Annotated in this window: 11 protein-coding genes; 2 read left to right on the forward strand and 9 right to left on the reverse strand. The window is 69.4% G+C overall.

The features are described from left to right. Positions 1 to 538: 538 nt before the first annotated feature. The 3 genes from ACZ4NB_RS23365 to thyX form a co-directional block, all read right to left on the reverse strand. A complete protein-coding gene (locus ACZ4NB_RS23365) occupies positions 539 to 2,224 on the reverse strand; it encodes a ribonuclease J (RefSeq protein ID WP_467664397.1) in 1,686 nt (561 codons plus the stop codon). Between the two features lie 113 nt (positions 2,225 to 2,337). Beyond that, a complete protein-coding gene (gene dapA / locus ACZ4NB_RS23370; protein WP_399151141.1) occupies positions 2,338 to 3,237 on the reverse strand; it encodes a 4-hydroxy-tetrahydrodipicolinate synthase in 900 nt (299 codons plus the stop codon). 196 nt (positions 3,238 to 3,433) lie between these two features. Continuing rightward, positions 3,434 to 4,192 carry an FAD-dependent thymidylate synthase gene (gene thyX / locus ACZ4NB_RS23375; protein WP_467664399.1) on the reverse strand — a complete coding sequence of 253 codons (759 nt, stop codon included), beginning with the start codon at positions 4,190 to 4,192 and terminating at the stop codon, positions 3,434 to 3,436. Positions 4,193 to 4,424: 232 nt separating this feature from the next. On the opposite strand from thyX, the gene ACZ4NB_RS23380 reads away from it, so the two are divergent. Together ACZ4NB_RS23380 and ACZ4NB_RS23385 are read left to right on the forward strand one after the other, a co-directional pair. Then, the gene (locus ACZ4NB_RS23380) at positions 4,425 to 4,664 is read left to right on the forward strand and encodes a hypothetical protein (RefSeq protein ID WP_393493601.1); all 240 of its coding nucleotides are present in this window, start codon (positions 4,425 to 4,427) and stop codon (positions 4,662 to 4,664) included. Between the two features lie 118 nt (positions 4,665 to 4,782). Then, a complete protein-coding gene (locus ACZ4NB_RS23385; protein WP_467664401.1) occupies positions 4,783 to 5,328 on the forward strand; it encodes a PH domain-containing protein in 546 nt (181 codons plus the stop codon). A 66-nt stretch (positions 5,329 to 5,394) separates the two neighbouring features. On the opposite strand, the gene ACZ4NB_RS23390 is transcribed toward ACZ4NB_RS23385, so the two are convergent. The 6 genes from ACZ4NB_RS23390 to eccD all read right to left on the reverse strand — a co-directional run bounded on the left by ACZ4NB_RS23390 (position 5,395) and on the right by eccD (position 12,448). After that, entirely contained in the window at positions 5,395 to 5,850 is a 456-nt protein-coding gene (locus ACZ4NB_RS23390) for a hypothetical protein (protein ID WP_467664403.1), read from the reverse strand. A gap of 11 nt (positions 5,851 to 5,861) precedes the next feature. Next, positions 5,862 to 6,614: a 4-hydroxy-tetrahydrodipicolinate reductase gene (gene dapB, locus ACZ4NB_RS23395; protein ID WP_384442872.1), complete on the reverse strand. Its 753-nt coding sequence runs from the start codon at positions 6,612 to 6,614 to the stop codon at positions 5,862 to 5,864. A gap of 38 nt (positions 6,615 to 6,652) precedes the next feature. Then, positions 6,653 to 8,032 (reverse strand): M16 family metallopeptidase, encoded by a 1,380-nt coding sequence (locus tag ACZ4NB_RS23400; RefSeq protein ID WP_467664405.1) that lies wholly within the window; start codon positions 8,030 to 8,032, stop codon positions 6,653 to 6,655. Next, complete coding sequence (locus tag ACZ4NB_RS23405) at positions 8,029 to 10,251, reverse strand: polyribonucleotide nucleotidyltransferase (RefSeq protein ID WP_451447485.1); 2,223 nt, start codon at positions 10,249 to 10,251, stop codon at positions 8,029 to 8,031. The genes ACZ4NB_RS23400 and ACZ4NB_RS23405 overlap by 4 nt, the downstream gene beginning before the upstream one ends. Positions 10,252 to 10,543: 292 nt before the next feature. Continuing rightward, complete coding sequence (gene rpsO / locus ACZ4NB_RS23410) at positions 10,544 to 10,831, reverse strand: 30S ribosomal protein S15 (RefSeq protein WP_128511718.1); 288 nt, start codon at positions 10,829 to 10,831, stop codon at positions 10,544 to 10,546. Between the two features lie 153 nt (positions 10,832 to 10,984). After that, on the reverse strand, positions 10,985 to 12,448 hold the full coding sequence (eccD, locus tag ACZ4NB_RS23415) for a type VII secretion integral membrane protein EccD (RefSeq protein WP_467664408.1): 1,464 nt from the start codon (positions 12,446 to 12,448) through the stop codon (positions 10,985 to 10,987). Between the last annotated feature and the right edge of the window lie 131 nt (positions 12,449 to 12,579).

Genomic DNA, 12,579 nt, shown 5'->3' on the forward strand with positions numbered 1-12,579 from the left:
CGGATGTTTCCGGTCGACGGGGTATCAACATATCTGGCGTTGACTTTTGGCACGCTGTTGAGTTCTCAAGGAACGGACGCTTCCTTTGTGCCTGTCTCACCAGGCTCTCCGGGCGCTTCCCTTCGGTCTTGCGTTTCCGACTCTATCAGATCCTCGCGGCTCCGATTTTCGCCGGTGCGTTTCCGCCTTTCGGCTTCTTCGCGTTTCCAACCTTACCAGATCCGTTTCCGTCTCTGGCCCCCTGTCGGAGTGGGGTCGACCGTTTGGCTTTCGCTTTTCGGCCTTTCCGACTTTATCAGATCCGGTTTCGCTTGGATTCCGGTTCCGATTTCCGTCGGAGGGGTTTTGCCTTTCGGCTGATCCGACTTTATCAGATTGCTCTGGGTCGGAATTCCGCCTGCCGCGGGAAGCGGTCCGTCACACGCAGGCGTGTGGGGCTTCCCGTTCAGGCGGAGCCGTAAACCTACTGGAGCGGGGCGCCTGGAGACAAACCCGGCCCCCCCGCTCCGACTTGAGTACCTTCGTACGACTCTGTGCGTCAGACCTCGACGACCACAGGGAGGATCATCGGGCGGCGGCGGTAGTTGTCCGACACCCACTTGCCGACCGAGCGGCGGACCAGCTGCTGGAGCTGGTGGGGCTCGGTGATGCCGTCCTGAGCCGACTTGGCGAGGGCCTCATCGATCTTGGGGATCACGGCGGAGAAGGACGCGTCGTCGATTCCCGAGCCGCGGGCGTGGATGTTCGGACCACCGACGATCTTGCCGGTGCTGCTGTCCACGACCACGTAGACGGAGATGATGCCCTCGTCGCCCAGGATCCGGCGGTCCTTGAGGTGGGCCTCGGTGACATCGCCGACCGACAGGCCGTCGACGTAGACATAGCCCGCCTGGACCTTGCCGGAGATCCGCGCGACGCCGTCGACCAGGTCGACCACGACGCCGTCCTCGGCGATCACGATCCGGTCCTTCGGCACGCCGGTCAGCGCGCCCAGCTCGGCGTTGGCGCGCAGATGGCGCCATTCGCCGTGCACCGGCATCAGGTTCCTCGGCTTGCAGATGTTGTAGAAGTACAGCAGCTCGCCGGCCGAGGCGTGGCCCGAGACATGGACCTTGGCGTTGCCCTTGTGGACGACGGTGGCGCCCCAGCGGGTCAGTCCGTTGATCACCCGGTAGACGGCGTTCTCGTTGCCGGGGATGAGCGAGGACGCCAGGATCACCGTGTCGCCCTGGACGATCCGGATCTGGTGGTCGCGGTTCGCCATCCGGGACAGCGCCGCCATCGGCTCGCCCTGGGAGCCCGTGCAGACCAGCACGACCTCGTCGTCGGGGAGGTCGTCGAGGGTCTTGACGTCGACGACCAGCCCGGCCGGGACCTTCAGATAGCCCAGCTCGCGGGCGATGCCCATGTTGCGGACCATCGAGCGACCGACGAAGGCGACCCGGCGGCCGTACTCATGGGCCGCGTCGAGGATCTGCTGGATGCGGTGCACATGGCTGGCGAAGCTGGCGACGATGATCCGCCGCTCGGCGTTCGCGAAGACCTGGCGCAGCACGTTGGAGATATCGCGCTCGGGCGGGACGAAGCCGGGGACCTCGGCGTTCGTGGAGTCGGAGAGGAGGAGGTCGATGCCCTCCTCGCCGAGCCGGGCGAACGCGGGGAGGTCGGTGAGGCGGCGGTCCAGCGGGAGCTGGTCCATCTTGAAGTCGCCGGTGTGGACGACCATGCCCGCCGGGGTGCGGATGGCGACGGCCAGGGCGTCGGGGATGGAGTGGTTGACCGCGACGAACTCGCAGTCGAAGGAGCCGATCTTCTCGGTGTGCCCCTCCTTCACCTCCAGGGTGTAGGGGCGGATCCGGTGCTCCTGGAGCTTCGCCTCGATCAGGGCGAGGGTCAGCTTCGAGCCGATGAGGGGGATGTCCGGCTTCTCGCGCAGGAGGTAGGGGACACCGCCGATGTGGTCCTCGTGACCGTGCGTGAGCACGATGCCGTCGATGTCGTCGAGGCGGTCCCTGATGGACGAGAAGTCCGGCAGGATCAGGTCGATTCCGGGCTGCTCCTCCTCGGGGAAGAGCACTCCGCAGTCGACGATCAGCAGCCGGCCGCCGTATTCGAAGACCGTCATGTTGCGGCCGATCTCACCCAGGCCGCCGAGGGGGGTGACGCGCAGGCCGCCCTTGGGAAGCTTCGGCGGGGCGCCGAGCTCGGGATGCGGATGACTCAAAAGACTCTCCTCACCACACGCGCCACGCTGCCGTCGAGGCACGTGGCGCGCATGACATTCGTGCACTTGCTATGTGGCGGTTGTTGGTCCGTATTCAGTTATGAAGTCTGTGTTCAGAGCTGTACCCCGCCGGCGGCGAGATCGCGCTTGAGCTGTTCGGTCTCCTCGGGGGAGAGCTCGACGAGCGGCAGGCGCAGCGGGCCGGCGGGCAGGTTCTGCAGGCCGAGGGCGGCCTTGGTCGTGATCACGCCCTGGGTGCGGAACATGCCGGTGAAGACGGGCAGCAGCTTCTGGTGGATCTCGGTCGCCTTGGTGACGTCGCCGTTGAGGTGGGCGTCCAGGAGGGCGCGCAGCTCGGGGGTGACGATATGGCCCACCACGGAGACGAACCCGATGGCTCCGACCGAGAGCAGCGGGAGGTTCAGCATGTCGTCGCCGCTGTACCAGGCGAGGCCGGAGCGGGCGATGGCCCAGCTGGCGCGGCCGAGGTCGCCCTTGGCGTCCTTGTTGGCGACGATCCGGGGGTGCTCGGCGAGCCGGACGATGGTCTCGGTGTTGATCGGGACGCCGCTGCGGCCGGGGATGTCATAGAGCATGACCGGCAGGTCGGTGGCGTCCGCGATGGCCGTGAAGTGCCGCAGCAGGCCCTCCTGCGGAGGCTTGCTGTAGTACGGCGTCACCGCGAGCAGGCCATGGGCGCCGGCGTCCTGGGCGGCGCGGGCCAGCTCAAGGCTGTGGTGGGTGTCGTTGGTGCCGGCTCCGGCGACGACGAAGGCGCGATCGCCGACCGCATCGACCACGGCGCGAACGAGCTGCGCTTTCTCCGCGTCGCTCGTGGTCGGGGACTCTCCGGTGGTGCCGTTGACGACGAGGCCGTCGTTACCGGCGTCCACCAGGTGTGCGGCGAGCCGCTGCGCGCCGTCGAGATCGAGGGCGCCATCCGCCGTGAACGGCGTGACCATAGCGGTCAGCACCCGCCCGAAGGGGGTCTGCGGTGTGGAAGTCGGAGCCATGGGTCCCACGCTACTCGTAGCTCACCGCGGGGTGCGCCTCCGGGGAGCAGGGATGTGGACTCCGGCACTGCCTGCTCGGGGGTTCAAGCAGTGCCGGGTCCGTCTGTTCAGCGTAGATGAACTTCTCAAAAGGCCGCAATCCGGACATCTCGCACGGCTGCCCTGCGGGCCCGGCGTCCGGCCCGCCGCCTGGGCTTTACGGCGCGATCCGGCCGTTGGCGTTGAATGCGCCGTACGTGAGCGGCATGAGCTTGGCCCAGTGGGCCTCCATCTGCTCCCCGACCATTTCGATCTCGCGCTGGGGGAAGGACGGGACCTTCGCCTGCTCGTGCTGCGTGCGCAGGCCGAGGAAGTGCATCAGGGAGCGTGCGTTGCAGGTCGCGTACATGGAGGAGAACAGGCCGACGGGGAGCACCGCGCGGGCGACCTCGCGGGCGACGCCGGCGGCGAGCATCTCCTGATACGCCTCGTACGCCCGGCGGTAGGAGTCCTCCATGACGCGGCCGGTGAGCTCGTGCTGAGCCTGGGTGCCCTCGACGAACTCGTACTTGCCGGGGCGGCCCTGCTGGACGAGCTTGCGGGACTCCCCGGGGACGTAGAAGACCGGGTCCAGCTGGCGGTAGCGACCGGACTCCTCGTTGTACGACCAGCCGACACGGTGGCGCATGAACTCACGGAAGACGAAGATCGGCGCGCTGATGAAGAAGGTCATGGAGTTGTGCTCGAAGGGGCTGCCGTGCCGGTCCCGCATCAGGTAGTTGATCAATCCCTTGGAGCGCTCCGGGTCCTTCTGCAGCTCCTCAAGGGACTGCTCGCCGGCCGTGGAGACGCGGGCCGCCCACAGCACGTCGCTGTCCGCGGCGCTGTGCTTGACCAGCTCGACCGTCACCTCGCTCCGGAAGCTGACGGCTGCGCCGTCGGGGCTCTCAGTGCTCTCGGCGGGGGTGTGCGACACCGGCGGTTCCTTCCGTTCGATCCTCGTGCGCGCCCAGCCTACGGCCCGGCACTGACAGCCGAGAGAATGCGGCGTGATGCCGCGTTAGGCGCAAAAGGGACGGCCTGTAGCAGGGCGTGGGGCGGGAGTTGATATTTTTCACAGAAGTCTTGGAAAACGGGCACCAATCGGACGCCACATGCGTCTAACCCTGTGACAGTGCCCACTTCGAGGTTCCTAGGAGAGCCCGCTCATGTTCCGCCGGCGAGAGCCCGTCCCGTTCGCCTTCGTTGCCGAGGCAGACCGGTTCCGCAGCAATGTCACTCCCCCACCGCGCGAGCGCGCCTCCCGCGCGCAGCTCCTCGGCCAGTCACTGATCACGCTGACAGTCGTGGGCGGCCTGGCCGGCGCCCTGCTGTTCGGCGTTCCCGCGCTGCAGCAGGACAGCTCGGCCCCGAATCGGACGCATCAGTCCGAGGCGGCCCATCGCTGAACGGGCGAGCGGAGCGGACCACCGGGTGGTTCCGCTCCGCAGGTCCCGATAGCCTCACCGGTCACAGCTACCGTCAGCACGTTCGTCTGTGCTGAGCCGCCCCGAGTGAGGATCAGTCGTGCCCCTGCCCTTCCTGACGGCCGACCGCGACCTCGATGCCGCGGATTCGGCCGCGCTGCCGCATGACGAGCCCGACCACTGGCGCCGTCCCTACCGCCCCGGACCGTGGCGGGTGGGGGCGGCGTCGGTGCTTTTGCTGCTCGCCTCGTTCGTGCTGCTCTCCTCGATGATCATCGCGATGGCGGGTTCGCTGCCCGGCGCCGGGATCGTCGCGGCGGTCGGTGCCCTGACGATCGCCCTCGCGCTGCGGCTGCTGCGGGTGGGCGTGTGGGTCAGCGCGCACGGCCTGCGGCAGGTGAACCTGCTGCGTACGACGACGGAGCCGTGGAGCGCCGTCGCGTCGGTGCGTACCCGCCAGCAGCCGGTGCGCTGGCTGGGGCTGCCGCGGACGGTGCAGGGGCAGGCGTTGGTCGTCGACCGCAGGCGGGGCGGGCCGCTGCGGACCCTGGTCACCGACCACAACGCCGACTTCCTCCACCGCCCGGAGACGTTCGAACGGGCCACCGACGTGCTGGAGGCATGGGCGGCGGAGTACCGCGCCTGAGACCGGTCCGGCGCGCAGGGCCGGACCGGCCCCCGGCGCGATCCGGCGGACCGGGCGCGCTCCGGGTCAGGCCGGCTGGGACGGAGCGGCGTCGTGCAGCGCGATCGCGCGCTGCATGGCCTTGCGGGCGCGCGGGGTGTCCCGGGCGTCGTGGTAGGCGACCGCGAGGCGGAACCACGTGCGCCAGTCGCCGGGCGCGTCCTCCGTCTCGGCCTGCCGCCGGGCGAAGACCGCATCGGCCGCGTCGCGGTCGATCCGGCCGCCCGGGGTCCGCTCCAGCTCGTCGACCGGCAGCCCGCCCTCGGCCTCCAGCGCGTGCGCCAGCCGGTGCGCGTCGCGCGCGAAGCGGGTGTTGTGCCAGAGGAACCAGGCGCCGATGCACGGCAGCACGAAGGCCACCGCGCCCATCCCCATCGCGGCCGGCTCGCCGGTCAGCAGCAGGAGTACGCCCTCCAGCGCCACCACGCCGAAGACGATCACCAGCACGGTGGCGAGGAAGAAGTACGTGATCTTGCCGCCCATGACCGTCCGCCTCAGTCCAGGTCGAGGAAGTGTTCCAGGCCCACGGTCAGGCCCGGCGTGCTCACCACGCGGCGCACACCGAGCAGGATGCCCGGCATGAAGCTGCTGTGGTGGAGGGAGTCGTGGCGGATGGTGAGGGTCTCGCCCTCCCCGCCGAACAGCACCTCCTGGTGGGCCAGCAGCCCGCGCAGCCGTACCGAGTGCACCGGCACGCCGTCCACGTCCGCGCCGCGGGCACCGTCCAGGGCCGTGCTGGTGGCGTCCGGCTGCGGGGCGCAGCCGGCCTCCTCGCGGGCCTTGGCGATCAGCTGGGCGGTACGGGCGGCGGTGCCGGACGGGGCGTCCGCCTTCTTCGGGTGGTGCAGCTCGACGACCTCGACCGACTCGAAGAAGCGCGCCGCCTGCTGGGCGAACCGCATGGTCAGCACCGCACCGATGGAGAAGTTCGGGGCGATCAGCACGCCCGCCTCCGGCGAGGCCGCCAGCGAGGTCCGCAGCTGCGCGAGGCGCTCGTCGGTCCAGCCGGTGGTGCCGACGACCGCGTGGATGCCGTGCCGCACGCAGAAGTCGAGGTTGCCCATCACCGCGCCGGGGTTGGTCAGCTCGACCACGACCTGGGCACCGGCCTCGACCAGCGTCTCCAGCTTGTCCCCCCGGCCGAGCCCGGCGACCAGCTCCATGTCCTCGGCGGCCTCGACGGCCCGTACGGCCTCGGAGCCGATACGTCCCTGGGCTCCGAGTACGGCCACGCGCAGCTTGCTCATCGTTTCCAGTCTCTCTCTCGGTGGTACGGCGGGCGCGCCTAGGCGACGACGTCGTCCAGGCGGGCCGCCTGCCGGTCCTTCAGGGGGCCGATGACGGACAGCGAGGGGCGCTGGCCGAGCACGTCGCGGGCCACCTCGCGGACCTCGTCGGGGGTGACGGCCGCTATCTGGGCGAGCATCTCGTCGACCGACATCTGCCCGCCCCAGCACAGCTCGCTCTTGCCGATGCGATGCATCAGCGCGCCGGTGTCCTCCAGGCCGAGGACGGTGGATCCGCGCAGCTGGCCGATGGCGCGGTGGATCTCGTCGTCGCTGAGGCCGTGCGCCGCCACCTGGTCGAGCTCGTCGCGGCAGATCTTCAGGACGTCGTGCACCTGGTTGGGGCGGCAGCCGGCGTAGACGCCGAAGAGGCCGCAGTCGGCGAAGCCGGAGGTGTACGAGTACACGCTGTAGGCCAGGCCGCGCTTCTCCCGGACCTCCTGGAAGAGCCGGGAGGACATGCCTCCGCCCAGGGCCGTGTTCAGCACGCCCATCGCCCAGCGGCGGTCGTCGGTGCGTGCCATGCCGGGCATCCCGAGGATCACATGGGCCTGCTCGGTCTTGCGGTTGAGCAGCTCGACGCGGCCGGTGGTGCGGATGGCGCGGGTGCCGGAGCGCGGGGCGATCGGCACGGCGTCGGTCCGGTCCAGCGCCCCGGCCTGCTCGAAGGCGCGGCGGACCATGCGGACGACCTTGGCGTGGTCGATGTTGCCGGCGGCGGTGACGACCAGGTGCGTGGGGTCGTAGTGCTTCTTGTAGAACCGGCGGACGCGGTCGGCGGTGAGGGCGTTGACGGTGTCGACGGTGCCCAGGACCGGGCGGCCGAGCGGGGTGTCGCCGAGCATGGTGTGCGCGAACAGGTCGTGCACGCAGTCGCCGGGGTCGTCCTCGGTCATCGCGATCTCTTCGAGGATGACGCCGCGCTCGGCGTCGACGTCCTCGGCCTCGATCAGCGAGCCGGTGAGCATGTCGCAGACCACGTCTATGGCCAGCGGCAGGTCGGTGTCGAGCACCCGCGCGTAGTAGCAGGTGTACTCCTTCGCGGTGAAGGCGTTCATCTCGCCGCCGACCGCGTCGATGGCGGCGGAGATGTCCAGCGCGCTGCGCCGCTCGGTGCCCTTGAAGAGCAGGTGCTCCAGGTAGTGCGTGGCGCCGTTGAGGGACGGGGTCTCGTCGCGGGAGCCGACGTTCGCCCAGATCCCGAAGGTCACGGAGCGGACCGACGGCAGCGTCTCGGTGACGATGCGCAGGCCGCCGGGGAGGGTGGTCCGGCGGACCGTGCCGGCGCCCGCGGCGCCCTTGAGAAGCGTTTGGGTACGGGCGACGGCCCGCCCCTCCGAAGAGGTGCGGGCCGTCGTCCTGTGCGTACGGGACGTCACTTGTCGGTGTCGTCCTTCGTGTCGGCCTTGGCGGCGTCCTCCTCCTCGATCACGGGGATCAGGGAGAGCTTGCCGCGCTGGTCGATCTCGGCGATCTCGACCTGGACCTTGGCGCCCACCGCGAGCACGTCCTCGACGTTCTCCACGCGCTTGCCGCCGGCGAGCTTGCGGATCTGCGAGATGTGCAGCAGGCCGTCCTTGCCCGGGAGCAGGGAGACGAACGCACCGAAGGTGGTGGTCTTGACGACCGTGCCCAGGTAGCGCTCGCCGACCTCCGGCATGGTCGGGTTGGCGATGCCGTTGATCGTGGCGCGGGCGGCCTCGGCGGCCGGGCCGTCGGCGGCACCGATGTAGATCGTGCCGTCGTCCTCGATCGTGATGTCGGCGCCGGTGTCCTCCTGGATCTGGTTGATCATCTTGCCCTTGGGGCCGATGACCTCACCGATCTTGTCCACCGGGATCTTGACGGTGATGATCCGCGGCGCGTTCGGGGACATCTCGTCCGGAACGTCGATCGCCTCGTTCATCACGTCCAGGATGTGCATCCGCGCGTCGCGGGCCTGCTTGAGGGCCGCGGCCAGGACGGAGGCCGGGATGCCGTCCAGCTTGGTGTCCAGCTGGAGGGCGGTCACGAAGGTCTTCGTGCCGGCGACCTTGAAGTCCATGTCGCCGAAGGCGTCCTCCGCACCGAGGATGTCGGTGAGGGTGACGTAGTGGGTCTCGCCGTCGATCTCCTGGGAGATCAGGCCCATGGCGATGCCCGCGACCGGCGCCTTGAGCGGCACACCGGCGTTGAACAGCGACATGGTCGAGGCGCAGACCGAGCCCATGGACGTGGATCCGTTGGAGCCGAGGGCCTCGGAGACCTGACGGATCGCGTAGGGGAACTCCTCGCGGGTCGGCAGCACCGGCATCAGCGCACGCTCGGCGAGCGCGCCGTGGCCGATCTCGCGGCGCTTGGGGGAGCCGACGCGACCGGTCTCACCGGTGGAGTAGGGCGGGAAGTTGTAGTTGTGCATGTAGCGCTTGCGGGTCACCGGGGAGAGGGTGTCCAGCTGCTGCTCCATACGGAGCATGTTGAGGGTGGTGACGCCCAGGATCTGGGTCTCGCCACGCTCGAACAGCGCGGAACCGTGCACCCGCGGGATGGCCTCGACCTCGGCGGCCAGCGTACGGATGTCCGTGACGCCGCGGCCGTCGATGCGCTTCTTCTCCTTGATGACGCGCTCACGGACCAGGGTCTTGGTCAGCGAGCGGTACGCGGCGGAGATCTCCTTCTCGCGGCCCTCGAACTCCGGCAGCAGCTTCTCGGCGGCCAGGCCCTTGACCCGGTCCAGCTCCGACTCGCGCTCCTGCTTGCCGGCGATGGTCAGCGCCTGGGCGAGCTCGTCCTTGACGGCCTTGGTGAGGGCCTCCAGGACGTCGTCCTGGTAGTCGAGGAAGATCGGGAACTCACCGACCGGCTTGGCGGCCTTGGCGGCGAGGTCCGACTGCGCCTTGCACAGGACCTTGATGAACGGCTTCGCGGCCTCCAGACCGGCGGCGACGACCTCCTCGGTCGGGGCCTCGGCGCCGTCCTTGACCAGCTGGATGGTCTTCTCGGTGGCCTCGGCCTCGACCATCATGATCGCGACGTCGCCGTCCGGGAGGACGCGGCCGGCCACGACCATGTCGAAGACGGCGTCCTCAAGCTCGGTGTGGGTCGGGAACGCCACCCACTGGCCCTTGATCAGGGCGACGCGGGTACCGCCGATGGGGCCCGAGAAGGGCAGGCCGGCCAGCTGCGTGGAGCAGGAGGCGGCGTTGATGGCGACCACGTCGTAGAGGTGGTCGGGGTTGAGCGCCATGATCGTCTCGACGATCTGGATCTCGTTGCGCAGGCCCTTCTTGAAGGACGGGCGCAGCGGGCGGTCGATCAGGCGGCAGGTGAGGATGGCGTCCTCGGAGGGGCGGCCCTCACGACGGAAGAAGGAGCCGGGGATCTTCCCGGCTGCGTACATCCGCTCCTCGACGTCGACGGTCAGCGGGAAGAAGTCCAGCTGGTCCTTCGGGTTCTTGGAGGCGGTGGTGGCCGACAGCACCATGGTGTCGTCGTCCAGGTACGCGACGGCGGAGCCGGCGGCCTGCTTGGCCAGGCGGCCCGTCTCGAAGCGGATGGTGCGGGTGCCGAAGGAGCCGTTGTCGATCACGGCTTCGGCGTAGTGGGTCTCGTTCTCCACCAGGAATATCTCCTCGTCTGCGTCTGCTGCCCGTATGGCGGCAGACCGTCTTCGGTGGAGCGCCGGTGCGGGCCGGTCTTCGATCGAAGCTCCCGGAGCGGGTCGCATGCCGTGCATGGACCGTCCGGGGGCCACTACCGAGGACCGGCGGCCAGGAGGCGCTCCTACCGCGTTCAGTTTTGCGATATGGCACCAGACTACAAAGCTTCCGTCCTCCATGAGAGGGCGTAGGCATCCGGTGCGTATGGCAAAGGGAGCGGCCCCCGGCGGGAACCGCTCCCTTTATGGCGTCTTACTTGGCGCCCGCCGCGCCGCGGCGGATGCCCAGGCGCTCGACCAGTGCGCGGAAGCGCGTGATGTCCTTCTTCGCCAGGTACTGCAGCAGGCGGCGGCGCTGGCCGACGAGCAGCAGCAGACCACGGCGGGAGTGGTGGTCGTGCTTGTGGGTCTTGAGGTGCTCGGTCAGGTCCGAGATGCGGCGGGTGAGCATCGCGACCTGAACCTCGGGGGAGCCGGTGTCACCCTCCTTGGTGGCGAACTCGGCCATGATCTGCTTCTTCGTAGCGGCGTCGAGCGACACGCGGTACTCCTCTTGGGTTTCGGTCCGTGAGCGCCCCTGGTTTGCCTCACAGGGAATCTTGGATGACTCGACCGGACCGTCACACAGCGTACCAGCTGCGAACGGCCCCCCGACCGGGTGGTCGGGGGGCCGTGGCACGGGCGGGTCGGCGCGCTAGTTGCCGGTGAGGCCGCGCACCTCGTTGTAGACGTCCAGGACCGCCAGGCACAGCGGCACCAGGGACAGCAGGACCAGACCGTCGAAGATGTCGAAGATCCGGCCCCAGAAGGGGGTGACGCCCTTGCGCGGGACGATCAGGCCGACGCCGACCAGGAGGGCGGCGCCCACCGCGATGCTGCTGGAGAACCAGACGGTGCGGATGTTCAGCGGACCGGCGTCCTGGTACTGCACGAGGTCGACGAAGATGTCCGTCGGCGGGTGCAGCGTGATGCCCAGGATCAGCAGGACGATCGTCAGGATGCCGGCGATGGTCAGGCAGGCGACCTGTGCGGTGTAGTCGAAGAGCCGGGCGCGGAGCATGATCGTGATGCCGGCGGCCAGGGCCAGCAGCTGGGCCCACATGTTGTCGGAGAAGCCCAGGACGATGCCGGCCGAGCCGACGACCAGGGCGGCGCAGCCGGCGACCAGGCCGAGCAGCAGCTCGTGCCCGCGCTTGGCCTGGTTGCCGATCTTGACGAAGTCGACGGACTCGGTCTCGCCGCCGCCCTCGAAGGAGCCCTTGGCGATCTGGTCGGGCGACTTGTAGCCGATCGGCAGCCGGGCGAAGCGGGCGGAGAGGCCGGGCAGCCAGGCGACCATCGCGATGGCGACGACGGCGGTGACGGCGGCGACCTCGCGGGGCTGGGCGTCGGTGAGGATCGCGGCGAAGACCGCGAGGGTGCCGATGGCGGACAGGAAGGCCGCCGCGACGAAGGGGGCGTCACCGCGCGGCAGCAGCACCACCAGGAGCACGGAGGCGATCAGCACGGTCACGCAGCCGACGAGCAGGTGCAGCCGGCCGGGGCCGGCGCCCTCGTCGACGGGGAAGATGCCGGAGCCGGCGATCAGCAGATGCGGCAGCGCGGCCAGGCCCAGCGCGATGGAGGAGCCGTGGTCGTCGTAGACCCGGGCGCGGACGCCGGCCAGCGCGACCAGGACGATGCCGACGACGCCGGCGATGATGCCCGGCAGGCGGTGCATATCGCGGTCGACGGGGTTGGAGAACCACAGGGCGAACGCCATCATCACGAGCAGCAGCACGCCGGCGGTGAGGCCGACGAGGTGCATCAGGTCGTCGCTCCAGCGGCTGCGGTTGCGCTTGACCGCGGAGGCGACGGCGTCGGAGACGTCGTCGAAGACCGGGAGCGGCAGCGATTCGGCGAACGGCTTCAGCAGCAGCAGGTCGCCGTCGAGGATCTGCTGCTGTGCGAGCGACTGCCCGGCGTCGAGGACCGTGCCGTCGCGGCGTACGAGGTGGTAGCCGGTCGGTGCGCCTTCGGCCTGGGACTGCCCGGAGAGCCGCAGGATCTCCGGATAAATGTCGACGAGTGCGACGTCCTCCGGCAGAGCCACGTCGATCCGTGCGTCCGGCGCGGCGACTGTGACCCGGCAAAAGCCGGTGCCAGTGCTCGTGCTCACCTGGCGGTTCCCCCTATCCGTTGGGCGTTTTGTCGCTTCGCGCGCCGTATATATAGAGCCGTCACTGCAGGACCTCGGCACGCTCGCGAGGCGTCAGCGTACCGTCCAATTCAGCGACCGCCCCACCCACC

It is taken from the genome of Streptomyces sp. NPDC026575 (assembly GCF_055567415.1).